The following is a 19,859-nucleotide window of genomic DNA, read 5'->3' as shown; positions in this document are numbered from 1 at the left end:
GGCCGTTCCGGCTAGTCACCGCGCTGTCGGCGGCCCCCTGCAGGGAGGCCGCGCGCTCGCGCGCGCCGCCGGCGGCGGTGGCGCAGCAGGACGACGACGGTGACGGCGAGCAGCAGCAGGCCCGCCGGCCAGGCCACCGCCTCGGGCGCCGCGACCCCGAGCGCCTCCGCGACGACGTAGCCGAGCGCGTACCCCGCGACGACGACCAGCAGCACCGGGACGAGGAACACGAAGCCGCCCACGCACCGCTCCTCCCCGCGGGTGCCGGGTGGTCCCGCTCACACCAGCGTCCCCGATCGCGGGCCGCGGTGCGGCGGCTGGGACGATGGGGGTCATGTCCGAGCTGTCCGCCGTCGACGTCCACTCCCCCGCCGCCGAGCAGGCGGCCGAGATCGCGACGGCGCGCAAGGACATCCTCCGCATCGCCACCGCCGGCTCGGTCGACGACGGCAAGAGCACGCTCATCGGCCGGCTGCTCTACGACAGCAAGGCCGTGTTCGAGGACCAGTACGCCGCGATCGAGCGGGCCAGCAAGGGCGACTACGTCGACCTGGCGCTGCTCACCGACGGCCTGCGCGCCGAGCGCGAGCAGGGCATCACCATCGACGTCGCCTACCGGTACTTCAGCACCCCGCGGCGGACGTTCATCCTGGCCGACACCCCCGGCCACGTGCAGTACACGCGCAACATGGTCACCGGCGCCTCGACGGCGGACCTGGCGATCGTGCTGGTCGACGCGCGCAAGGGCCTGGTCGAGCAGAGCCGCCGGCACGCCTTCCTCGCCTCGCTGCTGCGGGTGCCGCACCTGGTCGTCGCGGTCAACAAGATGGACCTCGTCGACTGGTCCGAGGACGTCTACGAGCGCATCCGCGACGAGTTCAGCGCGTTCGCGACGAAGTTGTCGATCCACGACCTGACCGTCGTCCCGATCTCGGCGCTGCACGGGGACAACGTGGTGACCCGGTCGGACAACACGCCCTGGTACGGCGGGCCGTCACTGCTGCACCACCTCGAGCACGTGCACGTGGCCGGCGACCGCAACCTCGTCGACACCCGCTTCCCGGTGCAGTACGTGATCCGGCCGCAGTCCGACGCCCACCACGACTACCGCGGCTACGCCGGCACCGTGGCCAGCGGCGTGCTCCGCCCCGGCGACGAGGTGCAGGTCCTGCCCAGCGGCCTGACCACGACGGTCGCGGCCGTCGACGGCCCGCGCGGCCCGGTCGCCGAGGCCTTCCCGCCCATGGCGGTGACGGTGCGCCTGGCCGACGACGTCGACGTCTCCCGCGGCGACCTGATCTGCCGGCCGGGCAACGTGCCGCAGGTGACGCAGGACCTCGACGCGCTGGTGTGCTGGATGGCCGAGGAGCCGCTGCGGCCACGGCAGCGGCTGGCGGTCAAGCACACGACCCGCTCGGTGCGCGCGGTGGTCAAGGAGCTGACCTACCGGCTCGACGTCAACACGCTGCACCGCGACCTCGAGGCCACGGAGCTCGGCCTCAACGACATCGGCCGGGTCAAGCTGCGCACCACGCAGCCGCTGTTCGTCGACGACTACAACAGCAACCGGGTCACCGGCCGGTTCATCCTGGTCGACGAGGCCACCAACGCCACCGTCGGCGCCGGGATGCTCCCCCCGCACCGCTGACGAGGGGCCCTCACCCCAGCCGCACCGGGAGGACCTCGAAGCCCCGCAGCGTCCGCAGGTCGCGGCGGACCGGGCGGCCGGCCACCCGCAGCCGCGGGAACCGCTCGCTGAGCGTCCGCAGCCCGACGACGCCCTCCAGCCGGGCCAGGCCCGCGCCCAGGCAGTAGTGGACGCCGCCGGAGAACGCCAGGTGCTCGCGGGCGTTCGACCGGGTGACGTCGAAGCGGGCGGGGTCGGTGAACACCGCCGGGTCCCGGTTGGCCGCGCCCAGCAGCAGGGTCACCCGCGCGCCGGCCGGCAGCGCCACGCCGGCGACCTCGGTGTCGCGGGTGGTGCTGCGGCCGGTGAGCTGCACCGGGCTGTCGTGGCGGAGCACCTCCTCCACCGCGCCGTCCCAGCCCGCCGGGTCCTCCCGCAGGGCGTCCCACTGCTCGTGGTGGGCGTCGAGCAGCACGACGGCGTTGCCGAGCAGGTTGACCGTGGTCTCGAACCCGGCGCCGAGCAGCAGCATCACCGTGGCGTGCAGTTCGCGCTCGGTGAGCGCCTCGTCGCCGGGGAGGGTGACCAGCCGGCTGACCAGGTCCTCGCCCGGGTCGGCCCGCAGCCGCGCGAAGTGCCCGCGGAGGAAGGCGTGCATGGCGCGCAGCGCGCGCTCGGCGGCCAGGTAGCGGCGCGGCGGCAGGCCGGGGTCGAGGGTGGCGGCCGCGGCGGCGCCCCAGCGCAGGAAGTCCTCGCGGCGGCCGGCAGGGACGGCGAGCAGGTCGGCGATGACCAGCACCGGCAGCTGCGCGGCGTAGGTGCCGACGAGGTCGACGACGTCGTCGCGGCCGGCCAGCCGGTCCAGCAGCGCCTCGGCGGTGCGCCGCACCATCGGCTCGGAGGCCAGCGTCGCGCGCGGGGTGAAGGCGCGGCTGACCAGCCGGCGCAGGCGGGTGTGGTCGGGCGGGTCGGTGACCAGCATGGACGGCGGCTCGGCCACGCCGGTGGCGTCGAGCTCGTCGCCGAAGCGCAGCGCCCACCGGACGAGGGCCGGCGCCCGGGACCGGTCCCAGCCCACGCCGGCGGCGTCCGAGCGCAGCACCGCGGTGGCGACGGCGTGCGAGGCGGTGACCGGGCCCAGTGCGCTGCCGGACAGCGGGCCGCGGGCGCGCAGCTGCTCGTAGAGGCCGAAGGGGTCCTCGCGGGCCGCCGGGTCGCGCAGCAGCCGGCCGACCGGGTCGCCCCGGCGGGCGGCGCGCGCGAGGTACAGGGCCGGGAGGCCGTGGCCCAGCGCGTAGCGGGTGGCCGTGCGGGCCGGGCGCAGCAGGCGCGCCGTCGCGGACGGGGTCGCGGGGTCGGCAGCGGTCCGGTCCGGCCGCGGGGACGTCGTCGTCACAGCACCTCCCGCCCGGCGGGCGCCGGGCGAGAGGCAGTGTGTCAGCTCAGGACTCGGTGTCCGGGGGCGCGGGCGCCTGGCTGGCGTCGCCGTCCCAGTCCTTGCCGGCCTTGTAGGCGTGCCCCGAGGCGCTGTCGGTCTGGTCGGCGACGGTCTGCACCATCTCCTCGTCGGACAGGCCCTCGCCCGCGGCCTCGGTGTCGTTGGTGGGCTCGCTCATCCCGTCTCCTCCGTCGAACGGCTTCGGTCCCTCCAGCCCTCCCCGACGACCCCCGTGGTCAAACTCCGGCCCCGCTCACGCGCCGAGGACGAACCAGACGCGCTTGCCGCCGTCGACGTCCTCGACGCCCCAGGAGTCGGCGATGGCGTCGACGATCTGCATCCCGCGGCCGCGGGGCTGGTCGCCGCGCAGCTCGCCGACGACGGGGCGCCCGCCCGAGCCGTCGGACACCGCGATGCGCAGCCAGCCGTCGGAGTACTCGAGCTCCAGGGACAGCACGCTCCCGCCCCCGACGTGGTCGACGACGTCGGCCACCAGCTCGGTGACCAGGAGGGCGACGTCGTCGGCGTCCTGGGGCGCCTGCCAGGCACGCAGCGTCTCGCGGGCCACGTGCCGGGCGACGGGGACGCTGCGGGGTGCCGGGGGCAGGTCCACCCGTGCGGTGAGTACCGACATGTCGCTCCCTGGTGACCGGCCACCGGGGGCCCAGCCGGTTGTGCGCCATCGAGCCGAGGACCACCGTCCCAGCGGGGACGTCGTTCCGCAACCCCCGTTGCATGCACGTCGCCGTTGCACGTCACACCTGTTGCACGCAACGGCCGTTCCGTAGGATCGTGCACGACCGATCGCGGGCGCGGGCCCGCCGGTGACGTCAGGAGGCCCCGTGACCACAGGACCGTCGGTGACCGTCCCGCCGGCAGCCGGGGACGACGCGGTCGCCGCCCTCGAGCAGCTGGTGCGCGAGATCGACCGGTGCGCGGCCGAGCTGCAGGACGCCCGGACCCGCGCCGAGCAGCTGCTCTCCCAGCGCCGCTCGGGGGACAGCTGGCTCGACATCGTCACCGAGGAGTCCCGCCCGCTGGTCGTCGAGCGGATCACCACCGTCCTCGGCGCCCTGGCCGGCGCCGGGTCGACGTGGCGCCGCGCCCAGGCCCGCGCCCTGCAGGCCGAGCACGTGAGCATCAACCGGATCGCCGCGATGTTCGGCGTCACCCGCCAGCGCATCTCGGCCCTGCTCCGGGACCAGCCGGGCCCCGCCGGACGGGACGCCGGGACGGCCTAGGCGGTCAGGGCGTCGATGGCCTTGTAGACGCGCTGCTCGGAGATCGGCCGGGGCGTGCCGAGCTGCTGGGCGAACAGGCCCACGCGCAGCTCCTCGACCATCCACCGGATGCGGGCGACCGGGTCGTCGGGGGCGCCGGTGGGCGGCACCTCCCGGCGCAGCTGCTCGTACTCGGCGGTGACCGCGGCGACCTGGTCCGCCCAGAGGGCGTCGCGCACCGCGTTGGCCGGGAGCTTCTCCAGCCGCAGGGCCATGCCCTCGAGGTAGCGCACCAGGTCGGGCAGCCGCCGCCGGCCGGCGTCGGCCACGAACCCGCGGTGCAGCAGCCCGGTCATCTGGCGGCGCAGGTCGGCGACCGCCGCCTCGGGCACCCGGCGCCCGGGCGCCGCGCCGATCGCGACGGCGACCTCGCGGGCCTGGGTGAGCACCGCCTCGACCCGCCGCACGGCGTCCTGGGTGAGCGGCAGCAGCTGCTGCCGCGCCGTCGTCACGAGTGCGCCGAAGGCGGCCTCGTCGCGGGGCGGACCGCCGGCGGCCGCGAGCAGCTCGTCGGCCGCGGCGTCGACGCAGTCGTCGACCAGCGCGGGGATCTCGCCGTCGGGGTTGAACTGCAGGGCGAGCCGGCTCTTCGGGGAGAGCCCCTTGACCACCTGCCGGGTGGGCGAGCCGGCCGCGAGCACGAGCAGCCGCCGGGCGCCGCGCCAGGTCAGCCGCGTGGCCTCGGCCTCGGTCGCCACCACCCGGACGCCGACCGTCGCCCCCTCGTCGACCAGTGCCGGGAACGCGGTGACCACGTGCCCGCCGCGGCGGACCTCGACGGTGCGCGGCAGCTCGCCGATCGTCCAGGCGGTCAGCCCGGTGCGCTCCAGGTCGGAGGCGGCGCGGGCCAGGCTCGCCCGGCCGGCCGGGGCCACCTCGCGGCGCAGCGCCTGCAGGTCCTTGCCGGTGGCCAGCGGCCGCTGCTCGTCGTCCAGCACCCGGAAGGTGGCGCGCAGGTGCGCAGGCACCTCGGCGGGGCGCCAGGCGTCCGGCGGGACGACGACGGCCGCGGCCCGGCGCAGCTCGCGCTCCAGGGCGGGCAGCAGCGGCTCGGTGGGGCTGATGTGCGGCAGCACCTCGCGGACCCGGTCGGGGATCGGCACCAGGGCCCGGCGCAGCTGCTTGGGCAGCGTCCGCAGCAGCGCCGTCACCAGCTCCTCGCGCAGGCCGGGGACGGTGAAGGCCAGCGACTCCCCCGACGTGCGCTCGGCGACGGTGTCGAGCACCGCGAGCGGGACGTCGACGGTGACGCCGTCCTCCGGCGCGCCGGGGGCGAAGGCGTAGGACAGCGGCAGGGTCAGCCCCTGCGTCAGCGGTACCTCGTCCGGGAAGTCCGCGGGGTCCACCTGCCCGGCCGCGGCCGCGTCGGTGAGCATCTCCGGCGTGAGGGTGAGCAGGTCCGGCGTCTCGCGGCGGGCCTGCTTCCACCACCGGTCGAAGTGCCGGGTGGAGACGACGTCGGCGGGGATGCGGGCGTCGTAGAGCTCGAACAGCGTCTCGTCGTCGACCCGGATGTCCCGGCGGCGGGCCCGCTCCTCCAGCTCGGCGACCCGCTCGATGGCGCGCTGGTTGTCGGCCCAGAAGCGGTGGTGCGTCGTCCACTCGCCCTGGACGAGGGCGTGCCGGATGAACAGCTCGCGGGAGACGACCGGGTCGATCGAGCCGTACTGCACCCGCCGGCCGACGACGAGCGGGAGGCCGTACAGGGTGACCCGCTCGGTGGCGACGACGGAGCCGCGCTTCACGTCCCAGCGGGGCTCGGAGTACTCGCGCTTGACCAGGTGGCCGGCCAGCCGCTCGACGTCGTCCGGGTCGACGCGGGCCACGGTGCGGGCGAACAGCCGGCTGGTCTCCACCAGTTCGGCGGCCACGACCCAGCGCGGCGGCCTCTTCGCCAGCGGGGTGCCGGGGGCGATGACGAACCGGGCGCCGCGCGCGCCGAGGTACTCGCGCCCGCCGCGCCGCCGGTCGCCGTCCTTCCGTCGGGTGTCCTCCACCTGGAGGCCGACCTGCGACAGCAGGCCGGCGAGCAGCGCGGTGGTGATGCCGCGCTCGTCGGGCTCGGCGGCGAGCGAGCCGGGGGTCATCCCGAGGCGGCGGGCGGTGCTGCGCAGCTGGCCGTGCAGGTCCTGCCACTCCCGGATGCGCAGGTAGTGGAGGAACTCGCGCTTGACCGTGCGGCGGAACGCGCTGCCCGACAGCGCCTCCTGCTGCTCGGTCAGGTACCGCCAGAGGTTGAGCAGCGTGAGGAAGTCGGAGTGCTCGTCGGCGAACCGCGCGTGCATCTGGTCGGCCGCCTGCTGGTGCTCGGTGGGCCGCTCGCGGGGGTCCTGGACGGTCAGGCCCGCGGCGACGACGAGCACCTCCTCCAGCACGCCGCGCCGGTCGGCCTCGACGACCATCCGGCCCAGCCGCGGGTCGAGCGGGAGCTGGGCGAGCGCCCGCCCGGTCTCGGTGAGCCGGCCGGCGTCGTCCAGCGCGCCGAGCTCCTCGAGCAGCGCCCGGCCGTCGGCGACGGCGCGCCGGTCCGGCGGGTCGACGAACGGGAAGTCCTCGACGGCCCCGAGGTCGAGCGCGGCCATCTGCAGCAGCACCGAGGCGAGGCTGGTGCGGAGGATCTCCGGGTCGGTGTACTCCGGCCGGGCGTCGAAGTCGTCCTCGGTGTACAGCCGGATCGCGACGCCCTCGGCGACGCGGCCGCAGCGGCCCGAGCGCTGCCGCGCCGAGGCCTGGCTGATCGGCTCGATGGGCAGCCGCTGCACCTTGGTGCGCGCGCTGTACCGGGAGACGCGCGCGGTGCCGGGGTCGACGACGTAGCGGATGCCGGGCACGGTCAGCGACGTCTCGGCGACGTTGGTGGCCAGCACGACCCGGCGGCCGGTGTGCGGCTGGAACACCCGGTGCTGGTCGGCGGCCGACAGCCGGGAGTAGAGCGGCAGCACCTCGACGCCGGGGAAGCGCTCGGTCAGGGCGTCGGCGGTGTCGCGGATCTCGCGCTCGCCGGCGAGGAAGACCAGGACGTCGCCCGGGCCCTCGTGCGCCAGCTCCTCGACGGCGTCGCCGATGGCGGTGACCTGGTCGCGGTCGGGGTCGGCGTCCGGGTCGTCGGGGTCGACGACGGGCCGGTAGCGGACCTCCACCGGGTACGTGCGGCCGCTGACCTCGACGACGGGCACCTCGGCGCCGTCGACGCTGAAGTGCTTGGCGATCCGGTCGACGTCGATGGTGGCCGAGGTGATGACGACCTTGAGGTCGGGCCGGCGCGGCAGCAGCTGGGCGAGGTAGCCCAGCAGGAAGTCGATGTTGAGGCTCCGCTCGTGCGCCTCGTCGACGATGATCGTGTCGTACTGGCGCAGCAGCCGGTCGTGCGCGATCTCGGCCAGCAGCACGCCGTCGGTCATGAGCTTGACCAGCGTGCCGTCGCCGACCTGGTCGGTGAAGCGCACCTTCCAGCCGACCGCCCCGCCCAGCGGCGTGCCGAGCTCCTCGGCGATCCGCTCGGCCACCGTGCGCGCGGCGATCCGCCGCGGCTGGGTGTGCCCGATCCGCCCGCGGACGCCGCGGCCGAGCTCGAGGGCGATCTTGGGCAGCTGGGTGGTCTTGCCCGAGCCGGTCTCGCCGGCGACGACGACCACCTGGTGCTCGCGCAGGGCGGCGGCGATGTCGTCGCGGCGGGCGCTGACCGGTAGCTGCTCGGGATAGGTGACGGCCGGGACGGCGGCGCGCCGGCGGGCGATGCGCTCCTCGGCGGCGGCGACGTCGGTGACGATCCTCCCCAGGGCCCGCTCGCGCGCGGCCTCGTCGCGGGTGCGGCGCAGGCCCTCGAGCCGGCGGCCGAGCCGGTGCTCGTCGTCGAGGGCCAGCGCGGCCAGCCGGGACCGGAGGTCCGCGAGGGTCGCGGTCACGGGCGCGCTCGACTCTCTTCCAGGGTGCGGGGACGGGTGGCGACCGGGGCCACCGCCCCCAGGATCGCAGGTGCGACCCGCGCCACCGGAGGTCCGGGGCTGCTGGGCCAGCGGGTGCAACGCGCCGGCACGCCGGTTCCTTCCCGCGGGAGGTGCAGCGACCGGCACGCGCGGGTACCGGAGCCGGACGCCGTGTCGCTCACGTCACGATGCATGTACGGTGCAACTGGTTGCGTGTAGCGCGCACGCATTTGTACCGTGCATGCATCCACTCCTCCCGTCCTCCGGAGTCCGCCGTGCCCCCGTCCGCGTCCCGTGACGCCGGCCCCTCGGCCGCGCCGTCGCCGCAGCGCGCAGCGGAGGTCCGCCGGCTCTCCGAGCAGATGCCGCGCTTCATGCGCCTGGTGCACGCGTTCAAGAGCCTCCCGTCCGCCGCCGACGGCCGCGAGCGCGCGGCGCTGGTGCTCCTCTTCCCGCTGGCCCGGCTCGGGCCACAGCGGCAGAGCGCGCTGGCCGAGCTGGTGCACGCGGACCCGTCGACGGTCAGCCGGCACGTGGCCTGGCTGGTCGAGCACGACCTGGTGCGGCGCGTGGCCGACGAGACCGACGGCCGCGCCACGCGCCTCGTCGTCACCGACGCCGGCCGGGCCGCCGTCGAGCGGCTGGCCGAGGAGCGCGCCACCCAGCTCGCCGGGATGCTCACCGGCTGGTCCGACGCCGACCTCGCCACGCTCACCGGGCTCTTCGGACGCCTGCTGGACGACCTGACGGCAGCGCTGCCGTCCGACCCCCGCTCCCCCTCCGCACTCCCCGTACCGAGAGAGAAGCCATGAGCCAGACCACCGCCCACCCCACGGGTGGGCGCGGCGGCGCCCGCGCCGCGGCGGCCGCACCGGACTCCTCCGGCGCCTTCACGCACCGCCAGATCCTCACGATCATCGTCGGCCTGATGGTCGCGATGTTCCTCGCGGCCCTCGACCAGACCGTCGTCGCGACCGCGATCCGCACCATCGCCGACGACCTGCAGGGCTACGACCTGCAGGCCTGGGCGACGACGGCGTTCCTCATCACCTCGACGATCGCCACGCCGCTGTACGGCAAGCTCTCCGACATCTACGGCCGGCGGCCGTTCTACCTGTTCGCCATCGCCGTGTTCGTCGTCGGCTCGATGCTCTGCGGCCTGGCGAACTCGATGTACGAGCTCGCCGCGTTCCGCGCCGTCCAGGGCATCGGCGCCGGTGGCCTGATGTCGCTGGCGCTGGCGATCATCGGCGACATCGTGCCGCCGCGGGAGCGCTCGCGGTACCAGGGCTACTTCATGGCCGTCTTCGGCACCTCGAGCGTGCTGGGCCCGGTCATCGGCGGGTTCTTCGCCGGTCAGGGCTCGCTGCTCGGCATCGACGGCTGGCGCTGGATCTTCTACGTCAACGTCCCGCTGGGCCTGGTCGCCTTCGCCGCCGTCTTCCGGGTGCTGCACCTGCCGCACGAGCGGCGGGAGCACCGCATCGACTGGCCCGGCGCGCTGGCGCTGGTGACCTTCCTGGTGCCGCTGCTGATCGTCGCCGAGCAGGGCCGCATCTGGGGCTGGGGCTCGACCCGCTCGGTGGCCTGCTACGTCGTCGGCGCCGTCGGCTTCGTGCTGTTCCTCCTCGCCGAGCGGGCCTACCGCGACGAGGCGCTGCTGCCCCTGCGGCTGTTCCGCAACCGCAGCTTCACCGTCGTCGGCGTCGGCAGCGTGGTGATGGGCGCGGGCATGTTCGGCGGCCTGCTGCTGCTCCCGCAGTACCTGCAGATCGTCCACGGCTCCAGCGCCACGGTCGCCGGCCTGCAGATGATCCCGCTGGTCGCCGGCATCATGACCGGCGCGATGAGCTCGGGCATCGCGATCTCGAGGACGGGCAGGTACAAGGTCTTCCCGCTGGTCGGCATCGTGTTCATGACCGTCGCGCTGCTGTCGATGTCGTTCGTCGTCGACGCCGACACCTCGGTGTGGACGCTGGTGCCGTTCATGGTCCTGCTGGGCCTGGGCCTGGGCTTCAACTTCCAGCCCACGATCCTCGCCGTGCAGAACGCCGTGTCCCCGCGGGAGATGGGCGTGGCCACCTCGTCGGTGACGTTCTTCCGGCAGATGGGCGGCACGATCGGCACCGCGGTCTTCCTGTCGGTGCTGTTCAGCCGGCTGCCGGTGGACATCGAGTCGGCCGTGACCTCGGCCGCGGCGTCCGACCCGCGCGTGGCCCAGGCGGTGCAGAGCGGTCAGCTGCAGGGCGGCGGTGACCTGTCGGACACCTCCTTCATCCAGACGCTGCCGTCGTTCCTCGCGGCGCCGTTCAAGACCGGGTTCTCGAACTCGATCGACCTGGTGTTCCTCATCGCCGCGTGCGTGGTGGCGCTCGGGTTCTTCGTGTTCCTGTTCCTGCCGCAGCTGGCGCTGAGCGACCAGTCCGGCATCCAGGCCCAGCAGGCCGCCCGCCAGACCGCCGGCGAGCCCACCGGGGACGACGCCGGCCGGCAGGTGGCCGAGGCCGCCGGTGCCGCGGCGCCGACGTCGACGGCTCCCCCGGTCGGGCGCCCCGGCGAGGCCGCGACCGGCGGCCGCCACCGCGGCTGACCGACGGCGAGAGGCCCCTCCCCGCGCCGCGCGGGGAGGGGCCTCTCGCCGTCTCCGGGCCGTCGACCACCGGACGCGTGCACGGCCGGCCGGCGTGCCGGCACGTGTCCCGTGCACGCACCCGGTGGTCGTCCCGGCAGGAGCGCCTCAGCCGTTCGGCAGGAAGACCGCCCGGACGCAGCCGTCCTCCTTGTCCTTGAACATGCGGTAGCCGCGCGGGGCGTCCTCCAGCGGCATCACGTGCGTGGCCAGGTGCTCGGTGGTGAGCTCGCCGCGGGCCATGTGCTCGAGGATCCGCGGCATGTAGCGCTGGCCGTGGACCTGCGCCCCGCGCAGCGTCAGGCCCTTGTTCATCGCCGCACCCAGCGGGAACTTGTCCACCGGCCCCGCGAAGACGCCGAGCACGAAGACGCTCCCGCCCTTGCGGCAGGCCATGATCGCCTCGCGGACGGCCGACGGCCGGTCGGTCTGCAGCCGCAGCTGCTGCTTGAGCTGGTCGTAGGCGCCCTGCACGCCGGTGCTGTGCGCCTCCATGCCGACGGCCTCGATGCAGACGTCGGGACCGCGGCCGCCGGTGCGCTCACGCAGCTCCGCCATGACGTCGGTGGTGGAGTAGTCGACCACCTCGGCGCCCACGTGCCGCCGCACCTGCTCCAGCCGCTCGGGCAGCCGGTCGATGACGACCACCTGTTCGGCGCCGAGCAGCATCGCCGCGCGGGCGGCCATCTGCCCCACCCCGCCGGCGCCCCAGACCGCCACCGTGTCGCCGGGCTTCGTCCCGGCCAGGTCCGCGCCCATCCACCCGGTGGAGACGGCGTCGGAGGCGAACAGCGCGCGGTCGTCGCCGACCCCCTCGGGCACGAGGAAGGTGCCGACGTCGGCGTAGGGCACCCGGACGTACTCGGCGTGCGATCCGGCGAAGCCGCCCATCGCGTGCGAGTAGCCGAAGCAGCCGCCCGGGCTCTGGCCCCACAACCCCTCGGTGATGCCGGGGTTCGGGTTGCCGTTGTCGCACAGGGAGTACAGCTCCTGCCGGCAGTACCAGCAGTTGCCGCAGGCGATGAAGGAGTTGACGACGACGCGGTCGCCGACGCGGCGGTCGCGCACGCCCGGGCCGACCTCGACGACCTCGCCCATGAACTCGTGGCCGAGCACGTCGCCCACGCGCATCGCGGGGATGTAGCCGCCGAGCAGGTGCAGGTCCGAGCCGCACGTCGTCGTCCGGGTGACCCGCAGGACGACGTCGCGGTCGTTGAGGATCGTCGGGTCGGGGACGGTCTCCACCGAGACCTCGTTGACGCCGGTCCAGGTCGCGGCCCTCACAGCACGCCCTCCTTCGGCGCGGCCTGCGCGGCGCCCTCGAGCGCGGCGCCCTGCGGGGTGGCCGCGCGCCTCCCGTGCGGCTGGGGCTCCATCCGCAGCACCTCGCCGACCTCCAGCAGCGCCTTCGACTCGCGCAGCGCGGCGCGCAGCTCGCCCACCTCGTCCTCGGTGGGCGTGCCGCGGAAGCGTGCCGCCAGCTCGGTGCCGCGGTCGCCCGGCGCGGGCGTCGTGCGCACCTCGACGCGGTCGCCGAGCGCGGCCAGCGGCGCGGGCAGCGCGGCCGACACCTCCCCCGGCTCCCGCAGCACGGTGACCGCCCGCCACCGCCGGGCGGCGACCTCCGGGTCGTCGGTGGCGGAGGCCTGGCCGGCCCCGGGCACGCGCACGTGCTGCAACCGCCTCAGCAGCGTGGCGCCGGCCCCGCTCGCCAGGCCGGTGGCCCGGCCGATCAGCTGGTTCAGGTCCATGCGGCGCTCGCTACCCGGCCCGGCGTCCGGCCTATCGTGGGCCGGTCGGGCCGCGCGCCCGGCTCTCCCGCCGCCGTCGTCCGTGGAGGCCGTCGTGTCCTCGCTCATCCTGTCCCGCCGCGACCTGGAGTTCCTCCTGCACGAGTGGCTGGAGGTCGAGACGCTCACCAAGCGGCCCCGGTTCGCCGAGCACTCGCGCGAGACGTTCGACGCGGTGATGGAGCTCGCCGAGCAGATCGCCACCGAGCACTTCGCGCCGCACAACCGGAAGGCCGACGAGAACGAGCCGCGGTTCGTCGACGGCAGGGTGGAGATGATCCCCGAGGTCGCGAAGGCGCTCGCGGTGTTCCGCGAGTCCGGGATCATGGCCGGGACCTTCGACGAGGAGTACGGCGGCATGCAGCTGCCGCAGACCGTCGGGCAGGCGGCGTTCGCCTGGTTCAAGGCGGCCAACGTCGGGACCTCGAGCTACCCGTTCCTGACCATGGGCAACGCCCGGCTGCTGCTCGCGCACGGCTCGCAGGAGCAGAAGGACCGCTTCGTCCGGCCGATGCTCGAGGGCCGCTGGTTCGGCACGATGGCGCTGTCCGAGCCGCAGGCCGGGTCCTCGCTGGCCGACATCACCACCCGCGCCGAGCCCCAGGACGACGGCACCTACCGGCTCACCGGCAACAAGATGTGGATCTCGGCCGGCGACCACGAGCTGACCGAGAACATCGTCCACCTGGTGCTGGCCAAGATCCCCGGCGGCCCGGCCGGCGTGAAGGGCATCTCGCTGTTCATCGTGCCCAAGGTGCTGGTGGAGGAGGACGGGTCGCTCGGCGAGCGCAACGACGTCGTCCTGGCCGGGCTCAACCACAAGATGGGCTACCGCGGGACGACGAACACGCTGCTCAACTTCGGCGAGGGCGTGCACACCCCGGGCGGCCGGGCCGGCGCCGTCGGGTACCTCGTAGGAGAGCCCCACAAGGGGCTCTCCTACATGTTCCACATGATGAACGAGGCGCGGATCGGCGTCGGGATGGGCGCGACCGTCCTCGGCTACACCGGTTACCTGCACGCGCTGGAGTACGCCCGCACCCGCACCCAGGGCCGCTCCGCGAGCAGCAAGGACCCGTCGTCGCCGATGGTCCGGCTGGTCGACCACCCCGACGTCCGCCGGATGCTGCTGGCCGCCAAGAGCTACGCGCAGGGCGGCCTGGCGCTGGGGCTGTACTGCGCCCGCCTGGTCGACGAGGAGAAGACCGGCGAGACCGAGGACGACCGCAGCCGCGCCCACCTGCTGCTCGACACCCTGACGCCGATCGCCAAGGCGTGGCCCTCGCAGTGGGGGCCGGTCGCCGACGACCTGGCCATCCAGGTGCACGGCGGCTACGGCTACACCCGCGACTACCCGGTCGAGCAGTTCTACCGGGACAACCGGCTCAACCCGATCCACGAGGGCACCAACGGCATCCAGGCCCTGGACCTGCTCGGCCGCAAGGTGACGATGCACGGCGGCGCCGGGCTGCGGCTGCTGGCCGAGACGATCGCGGCGACGACGGCGCGGGCGGCCGGGACGCCGTTCGCCGACCTGGCCGCGGACGTCGACGCCGCCGTCGCCCGGCTCGTCGCGGTGACCGGCACCCTGTGGGGCACCGGCGACCCGGCGCTGGCCCTGGCCAACGCCAGCGCCTACCTCGACGCGGCCGGGCACACCGTCGTCGGCTGGCTGTGGCTGGAGCAGGCGCTGGCCACGCGCGACGAGACCGGCGACTTCCACGAGGGCAAGCGCGCCGCGGCGCGGTACTTCCAGCACTGGGAGCTGCCGAGGGTGCACACCTGGCTGGACCTGCTGGAGTCCCTGGACCGGACGGTGCTCGACACCCCCGATGCCCACCTCTAGACGCACTGCCCACCTCTGGACGCACTCGCGCCCCGCGGCTCCGGGAGGAGCGGCGGGGCGCGGGTCGTCCGGGGCGGCCCCCCTCGTGGGGTCCCGCCGCGAGCTCGCAGGTCGCGGGGGGCGAGGGGGTCCTCCGACTAGGCCGCCCGGGCCATCCCCACCGCCTCGACGGTGGCACCGGCCTGGGCGGTCTCGCGGCGGGCGGCCGCCCGCTGCTCGCGCTCGTACCGTGCCGTGGTCGAGGTGCCCATCGCGATCACCAAGGCGGTCAGGACCAGGAACCCGACCAGGGTGACTGCAGGCCACAGAAGCATCTCGAACGTCCCCTTGCTCGTCTCGTGACGCCGGCCGGGCGGCGGGCCCGGCGGCTCGTCTCTGGGGACTGTGTCCCCCGCGAACCGCCCTCTCAATCGTCGCTACGCACTGTTCACCTGACAGGCTGTGACCGACTTCACCCGTCGGGGCCGTCCCGGCCCGGTGCGCCCCCGGGTCCGGCGCGTGGTGTCATCGAGGCGTGTCCGCAGGTGCCGAGGTCTCCCCCTCCGGCACCGGGACCCCGCCCACCCGGACGCGGCCGGCGCTGCTCGTCCTGACCCTCTCACTCGGCGTCACGACCCTCTCGCTGCTGCAGAGCCTCGTGGTCCCGGTGCTCGGCCCGATCGGCGAGCAGCTCGGCGTCTCGCCGGCCGCGGCCGGCTGGGTGCTCACCGCCAACCTGCTGGCCGCCGCGGTCCTCACCCCGGTGCTCGGCCGGCTCGGCGACACCCGCGGCGAGCGGCCGGTCATCCTCGGCATCCTGGTCGCGGTCGCGCTCGGCACCCTGCTGGCGGTCGTCACCCGCTCGCTGCCGCTGCTGCTGGTGGCGCGGGTCCTGCAGGGCTCCTCCTACGGGCTGTTCCCGCTGTCGATCAGCGTGCTGCGCCGCGAGCTCCCGCCGGAGCGGCTGAGCGTGGCGATGTCGGTCGTCAGCAGCACCCTCGGCGTCGGCGGCGTCGTCGGCCTGGTCGCCGCGGGCCTGCTCACCGGCGACGGCGGGGACTACCACCGGCCGTTCTGGATCGGCCTGGGCGTCACGCTGCTGTCCCTGGTGCTCGGCGCCGTCCTGCTCCCCCGCCGCACCGCGACGGCGAGCGGGCGGGTCGACTGGCTCGGCGCCGTCGTCCTCGGCGTCGGGCTGGTGCTCCTGCTCCTGCCGGTGTCGCAGGGCAACACCTGGGGGTGGACCTCCCCGCCGACGCTCGGCTGCGCGGCCGGCGCGCTGGCCGTCCTCGCCGGCTGGGTATTGCTGCAGCGCCGCCGCGCCCAGCCGCTGGTGCGCCCGGCGCTGCTCACCGACCCGCGGATGCTGGTGCCCAACCTCGCCGGCCTCACCACCGGCATCGGGCTGTTCGTCTCCTTCCTCGTCGTCATGCAGTACGTGCAGACGCCGCCCGAGGTGGCCGGCTACGGGTTCGGCGCGCCGGTGCTCGAGGCCGCCGTCGTCTACCTGCTGCCCGGCGGCGTGGTCGGCATCCTGCTGGCGCCGCTGGCCGGCAAGGTCGTCGACCGGATCGGGGCGCTGCCCACCCTGCTCACCGGGGCGGTCGCCGGCGTCGCCGGGTTCGTCGTGTTCGCCCTGGGCCGGTCCGAGCCGGCGCTGGTCGTCGTCGCGGGGCTGCTGTCGCAGGCCTGGGTGACCGTCGCCTACGCGGCGCTGCCGACCCTCGTGGTGCAGGCGGTGCGGCGCGGCGAGACCGGCGTCGCGAACGCCGTCAACTCGATCGCCCGCTCGCTCGGGCAGGCGGTGGGCAGCACGCTCACCGTGGCGCTGCTCGGCGCCACCCTCGACCCGGCCACCGGCCTGCCCCGGGCCTCCGGGTTCACCACGGTGGCCCTGCTCGGCGCCGGCGCGGCGGCCGCGGTGGCCCTGGTCAGCCTGGCCGGGATGGTGCAGGCCCGGCGCAGCGGGCCGCCGGACCCCGACGACCTCCACGACGTCGAGCGGGCGACCGCCGCCGCCGGCGAGTGGTCCCCCGTCTCCGGCATCCGCTGACACCCCGCGACGCGCCGGGATGATCACCGCGCGCATGGAAGCGTCCCGTCCGGGGAACCCACGGTCCGATCCACCCGCCCAGATCCGGAGGACGACCATGGCCCGCCCGCACGGCTCCCGCGCCGCGAGCACCGACACGGCGAAGCCGGCACGCTTCTCCGGCAACACCGCCGGTGACCCCGCGCCGCACGACGACAAGGTCAACTCCACCCGCTTCGACAACGCGCCGCGCGGGACGGACACCACGCCGACCTTCTTCGGCACGGTCAAGCGGACCGTCAAGGAGTTCAGCGAGGACAACCTCACCGACTGGGCGGCGTCGCTGACCTACTACGGCGTCCTCGCGCTCTTCCCGGCGCTGATCGCGCTCACGTCGATCGTGGGCCTGCTGACGACCCCCCAGCAGCTCACCGACGCGCTGACCACCGTCGTCCCCGCCAGCGCCGCGGACACGATGGGCCCGGTCATCGAGCAGGTCGCCGGCAACCAGAGCACCGCCGGCTTCGGTCTCGTCATCGGTCTCGCCCTCGCGATCTGGTCGGCGTCGGGCTACGTGGGCGCCTTCACCCGCGCGTCCAACGTCGTCTACGAGACGCCCGAGGGCCGCAAGATCTGGAAGCTCAAGCCGCTGCAGCTGCTGATCACCCTGATCGGCATCCTGTTCGCCGCCGTCATCGTGGCGATGCTGGTCCTCAGCGGCCCGGTCGTCGAGGCCGTCGGCTCGGCCATCGGCCTGGGCGACACCGCGCTCACCGTGTGGAACGTCGTCAAGTGGCCCGTGATCCTGGTGGTCCTGGCGCTGATGATCGCCGTCCTCTACTACTCCACGCCGAACGTCAAGCTGCGCGGCTTCCGGTTCATCAGCCCCGGTGCCGGCGTGGCCATCCTCGTCGCGGTCCTGGCCTCGGCCGCCTTCGCCTTCTACGTGGCCAACTTCGGCAGCTACAACAAGACCTACGGCGCGCTGGCCGGCGTCGTCGTCTTCCTGATCTGGTTCTGGCTGATCAACCTGGCCCTGCTGTTCGGCATCGAGTTCGACGCCGAGAAGGAGCGGACGACCGAGCTCAAGGAGGGCGTCCCCGGGGCGGACAAGGAGATCCAGCTCGACGCCCGCGCCGAGCCCAAGCCCCGCAACACCCACTGAGGAAGGACCTCCCTGCCCCCGCCACTCGCTCCGCTCGCGGCGGGCCCCCGCAGGGAGGCCGACCACAGGGCCCCCTCCCGGGACCGGGAGGGGGCCCTCGTCGTGTGCTCAGCGTGCGGTGGGCGGGCCGTCGCCGCGGCGGGCCGGCGGGGTGCGCTCGATCGCGGCGGCCACCGCGGCCAGCCCCCGGCTGACCGCCTGACCGGCCGGGGCCAGCGGGGCGGGCGCCCGCCGGACCAGGGTGTCGACGACGTCGCGGCTGCGGTCCAGCAGCGACAGCGGCAGGCCCGACAGCGCGTTGCCCGGCGGGCGGCGGGACACCGTCGGGTGCGCGCGGGTGGGCGAGATCCGGCGCATCAGGTCCCACCGGCGGCCCAGCCGGCGCAGCTCGGCGGGGTCGAGCCGTTCCTGCAGCCGGGGGAACACCACGTCCTCCTCGTCGCGGACGTCCTCGCGCAGCACCTCGACCAGCCGGGCGAGCCGGGCCGGCCGCTCCGGGGAGTCGGGGCCGCCCTCCTCGAGCGCCGCGACCAGCTCGTTGACCTCCTGGTGCTCGATCTCGACCCGCCGGGTGAGCTCGTCACCGTCGGGCAGCACCCGGCGGATCACCGGCCAGAGCACGGTCTCCTCGGCGAAGGCGTGGCTGAACACCAGCCGGTCGATGCGGGTCAGCACCTCCTCCTGCGCGCGCCCGGTGGTGCCGTCGAGCTCGTGCAGCAGCCGGTCGAGCTCGACGTGGTCCTTCCGCTGACGGACCAGGACGCTGCCGGGACCTCCCAGCTCGTCCTCGGTCTGGTCGGCGATGGAACGGGGCACGGGCCCTCCTCGGGACGTGTGCGGTCGGATCCGCCGGTCCTGCCCCGATCGGCCCGCCGCCATGCCGCCCGCCCCGGTTGCCGTCCGGGGGCGGGGGTAGGCCGGACCCACGGGACAGCGGGGTCCCGGTACCCGGAGGAGGCAGCGCCATGGCCGACCGGCCCACCGTCACGTCGGACTTCTACGAGCTCGAGGCCCTCCTCGACGAGGAGGACCGGGCCACCCTCCTGCGCGTCCGCGCGTTCATGGACGAGCAGGTCGAGCCGGTGATCAACCAGTACTGGACCCGGGCGCAGTTCCCCCGGGAGCTCATCCCGGGCCTGGCCGAGCTGGGCATCGCGGGGGCGCAGTACTCCGGGTACGGCTCCCCCGGCCGCTCGTCGCTGTTCGACGGCATGGTGTCGATGGAGCTCGGCCGCGGGGACCCCTCGGTGGCCACCTTCATGGGCGTCCACGGCGGCCTGGCCATGGGCACCCTGCACCTGTGCGCCTCCGAGGAGCAGAAGGAGCGCTGGCTGCCGGCGATGGCGCGGATGGAGCGGATCGGCGCCTTCGGCCTCACCGAGCCCGAGCACGGCTCCGACGTCGCCCGCGGCATCCAGACCACCGCCCGCCGCGACGGCGACGAGTGGGTGCTCGACGGGGAGAAGAAGTGGATCGGCAACGGCAGCTTCGCCGACCTGGTGGTCGTCTGGGCGCGCGACGTCGACACCGACCGGGTGCTCGGCTTCGTCGTCGAGACGCCGGCGCCCGGCTTCAGCGCCGTCGACCTCGAGGACAAGATCGCGCTGCGCGCGGTGCAGAACGCGCACATCACCCTCGACGGCGTCCGCGTGCCGGAGGAGAACCGGCTGCAGAACGCCAACTCCTTCCGCGACACCGCGAACGTCCTGCGGGCGACGCGGGTGAGCGTGGCGTGGTCGGCGGTCGGGTGCTCGCGCGGCGCCTACGAGCACGCGCTGCGCTACGCGCTGGGCCGCGAGCAGTTCGGCCGGCCGATCACCTCGTTCCAGCTGGTGCAGGACCTGCTGTTCCGGATGCTGGGCAACATCACCGCGTCGGCGGCCCTGTGCGCGCGGGCGTCCCAGCTGCAGGACTGCGGGATGCTGCGCGACGAGCACGCCTCGATGGCCAAGGGCTACAGCACGATGCGCATGCGGGAGACCGTCGGCTGGGCGCGGGAGCTCATGGGCGGCAACGGGATCCTGCTGGAGAACCACGTCGGCCGGTTCGTGGCCGACGCCGAGGCGATCTACTCCTACGAGGGCACCCGCGAGGTCAACAGCCTCATCGTCGGCCGCGCGATCACCGGCACCAGCGCCATCACGTGA

At 74.6% G+C, this 19,859-nt stretch carries 17 protein-coding genes; 8 read left to right on the top strand and 9 right to left on the bottom strand.

Annotation, left to right across the window (positions count from 1 at the left end):
- Window positions 1-11 precede the first annotated feature (11 nt).
- Window positions 12-242 carry a hypothetical protein gene (locus ACFO3M_RS09420; RefSeq protein WP_387988324.1) on the bottom strand — a complete coding sequence of 77 codons (231 nt, stop codon included), beginning with the start codon at window positions 240-242 and terminating at the stop codon, window positions 12-14.
- Window positions 243-334: 92 nt separating this feature from the next.
- Here ACFO3M_RS09420 and ACFO3M_RS09415 point away from each other — a divergent pair, with 92 nt between their 5' ends.
- Window positions 335-1,648, top strand: coding sequence for a sulfate adenylyltransferase subunit 1 (locus ACFO3M_RS09415; RefSeq protein WP_387988323.1), 1,314 nt, complete (start codon window positions 335-337; stop codon window positions 1,646-1,648).
- Between the two features lie 10 nt (window positions 1,649-1,658).
- On the opposite strand, the gene ACFO3M_RS09410 is transcribed toward ACFO3M_RS09415, so the two are convergent.
- The 3 genes from ACFO3M_RS09410 to ACFO3M_RS09400 form a co-directional block, all read right to left on the bottom strand.
- Window positions 1,659-3,023 carry a cytochrome P450 gene (locus tag ACFO3M_RS09410; RefSeq protein ID WP_387988322.1) on the bottom strand — a complete coding sequence of 455 codons (1,365 nt, stop codon included), beginning with the start codon at window positions 3,021-3,023 and terminating at the stop codon, window positions 1,659-1,661.
- 46 nt (window positions 3,024-3,069) lie between these two features.
- Entirely contained in the window at window positions 3,070-3,243 is a 174-nt protein-coding gene (locus ACFO3M_RS09405) for a hypothetical protein (protein ID WP_387988321.1), read from the bottom strand.
- A 75-nt stretch (window positions 3,244-3,318) separates the two neighbouring features.
- Window positions 3,319-3,699: an ATP-binding protein gene (locus tag ACFO3M_RS09400; protein ID WP_387988320.1), complete on the bottom strand. Its 381-nt coding sequence runs from the start codon at window positions 3,697-3,699 to the stop codon at window positions 3,319-3,321.
- A 208-nt stretch (window positions 3,700-3,907) separates the two neighbouring features.
- Here ACFO3M_RS09400 and ACFO3M_RS09395 point away from each other — a divergent pair, with 208 nt between their 5' ends.
- Complete coding sequence (locus tag ACFO3M_RS09395; protein WP_387988319.1) at window positions 3,908-4,306, top strand: hypothetical protein; 399 nt, start codon at window positions 3,908-3,910, stop codon at window positions 4,304-4,306.
- Here the strand turns inward: ACFO3M_RS09395 and hrpA are convergent.
- Window positions 4,303-8,250, bottom strand: a complete 3,948-nt coding sequence (gene hrpA, locus ACFO3M_RS09390; protein WP_387988318.1) for an ATP-dependent RNA helicase HrpA — start codon at window positions 8,248-8,250, stop codon at window positions 4,303-4,305. The genes ACFO3M_RS09395 and hrpA overlap by 4 nt on opposite strands.
- Window positions 8,251-8,546: 296 nt before the next feature.
- On the opposite strand from hrpA, the gene ACFO3M_RS09385 reads away from it, so the two are divergent.
- Both ACFO3M_RS09385 and ACFO3M_RS09380 read left to right on the top strand, forming a co-directional pair.
- Complete coding sequence (locus ACFO3M_RS09385; RefSeq protein ID WP_387988317.1) at window positions 8,547-9,083, top strand: MarR family winged helix-turn-helix transcriptional regulator; 537 nt, start codon at window positions 8,547-8,549, stop codon at window positions 9,081-9,083.
- Entirely contained in the window at window positions 9,080-10,861 is a 1,782-nt protein-coding gene (locus ACFO3M_RS09380; protein WP_387988316.1) for an MDR family MFS transporter, read from the top strand. The genes ACFO3M_RS09385 and ACFO3M_RS09380 overlap by 4 nt, the downstream gene beginning before the upstream one ends.
- Before the next feature lie 147 nt (window positions 10,862-11,008).
- Here the strand turns inward: ACFO3M_RS09380 and ACFO3M_RS09375 are convergent, their stop codons facing one another.
- Both ACFO3M_RS09375 and ACFO3M_RS09370 read right to left on the bottom strand, forming a co-directional pair.
- Window positions 11,009-12,184: a zinc-dependent alcohol dehydrogenase gene (locus tag ACFO3M_RS09375; RefSeq protein WP_387988315.1), complete on the bottom strand. Its 1,176-nt coding sequence runs from the start codon at window positions 12,182-12,184 to the stop codon at window positions 11,009-11,011.
- A complete protein-coding gene (locus tag ACFO3M_RS09370) occupies window positions 12,181-12,651 on the bottom strand; it encodes a hypothetical protein (RefSeq protein WP_387988314.1) in 471 nt (156 codons plus the stop codon). Before ACFO3M_RS09370 ends, ACFO3M_RS09375 begins: the two co-directional genes overlap by 4 nt.
- A gap of 94 nt (window positions 12,652-12,745) precedes the next feature.
- Here ACFO3M_RS09370 and ACFO3M_RS09365 point away from each other — a divergent pair, with 94 nt between their 5' ends.
- Window positions 12,746-14,536 (top strand): acyl-CoA dehydrogenase, encoded by a 1,791-nt coding sequence (locus ACFO3M_RS09365; RefSeq protein ID WP_387988313.1) that lies wholly within the window; start codon window positions 12,746-12,748, stop codon window positions 14,534-14,536.
- Between the two features lie 137 nt (window positions 14,537-14,673).
- Here the strand turns inward: ACFO3M_RS09365 and ACFO3M_RS09360 are convergent, their stop codons facing one another.
- Complete coding sequence (locus ACFO3M_RS09360; RefSeq protein WP_387988312.1) at window positions 14,674-14,850, bottom strand: hypothetical protein; 177 nt, start codon at window positions 14,848-14,850, stop codon at window positions 14,674-14,676.
- A 200-nt stretch (window positions 14,851-15,050) separates the two neighbouring features.
- Between ACFO3M_RS09360 and ACFO3M_RS09355 the strand changes: the two genes are divergently transcribed.
- Both ACFO3M_RS09355 and ACFO3M_RS09350 read left to right on the top strand, forming a co-directional pair.
- Window positions 15,051-16,568, top strand: coding sequence for an MFS transporter (locus ACFO3M_RS09355; RefSeq protein ID WP_387988311.1), 1,518 nt, complete (start codon window positions 15,051-15,053; stop codon window positions 16,566-16,568).
- 97 nt (window positions 16,569-16,665) lie between these two features.
- Window positions 16,666-17,712: a YihY/virulence factor BrkB family protein gene (locus ACFO3M_RS09350; RefSeq protein ID WP_387988310.1), complete on the top strand. Its 1,047-nt coding sequence runs from the start codon at window positions 16,666-16,668 to the stop codon at window positions 17,710-17,712.
- 108 nt (window positions 17,713-17,820) lie between these two features.
- On the opposite strand, the gene ACFO3M_RS09345 is transcribed toward ACFO3M_RS09350, so the two are convergent.
- A complete protein-coding gene (locus ACFO3M_RS09345; protein ID WP_387988309.1) occupies window positions 17,821-18,528 on the bottom strand; it encodes a hemerythrin domain-containing protein in 708 nt (235 codons plus the stop codon).
- Between the two features lie 149 nt (window positions 18,529-18,677).
- Here ACFO3M_RS09345 and ACFO3M_RS09340 point away from each other — a divergent pair, with 149 nt between their 5' ends.
- Window positions 18,678-19,859: an acyl-CoA dehydrogenase family protein gene (locus tag ACFO3M_RS09340; protein ID WP_387988308.1), complete on the top strand. Its 1,182-nt coding sequence runs from the start codon at window positions 18,678-18,680 to the stop codon at window positions 19,857-19,859.

The organism is Geodermatophilus arenarius, assembly GCF_042654585.1.
Lineage (GTDB): Bacteria > Actinomycetota > Actinomycetes > Mycobacteriales > Geodermatophilaceae > Geodermatophilus > Geodermatophilus arenarius.
Note: the sequence above shows the minus strand (reverse complement) of the source record. Positions and strands in the feature narration are given on the sequence as shown.

Coding starts and splice junctions, on each gene's coding strand:
- ACFO3M_RS09380 (WP_387988316.1), top strand. CDS start 9,080: ATGAGCCAGACCACCGCCCACCCCACGGGTGGGCGCGGCGGCGCCCGC.
- ACFO3M_RS09415 (WP_387988323.1), top strand. CDS start 335: ATGTCCGAGCTGTCCGCCGTCGACGTCCACTCCCCCGCCGCCGAGCAG.
- ACFO3M_RS09360 (WP_387988312.1), bottom strand. CDS start 14,850: ATGCTTCTGTGGCCTGCAGTCACCCTGGTCGGGTTCCTGGTCCTGACC.
- ACFO3M_RS09370 (WP_387988314.1), bottom strand. CDS start 12,651: ATGGACCTGAACCAGCTGATCGGCCGGGCCACCGGCCTGGCGAGCGGG.
- ACFO3M_RS09405 (WP_387988321.1), bottom strand. CDS start 3,243: ATGAGCGAGCCCACCAACGACACCGAGGCCGCGGGCGAGGGCCTGTCC.
- ACFO3M_RS09340 (WP_387988308.1), top strand. CDS start 18,678: ATGGCCGACCGGCCCACCGTCACGTCGGACTTCTACGAGCTCGAGGCC.
- ACFO3M_RS09350 (WP_387988310.1), top strand. CDS start 16,666: ATGGCCCGCCCGCACGGCTCCCGCGCCGCGAGCACCGACACGGCGAAG.
- ACFO3M_RS09400 (WP_387988320.1), bottom strand. CDS start 3,699: ATGTCGGTACTCACCGCACGGGTGGACCTGCCCCCGGCACCCCGCAGC.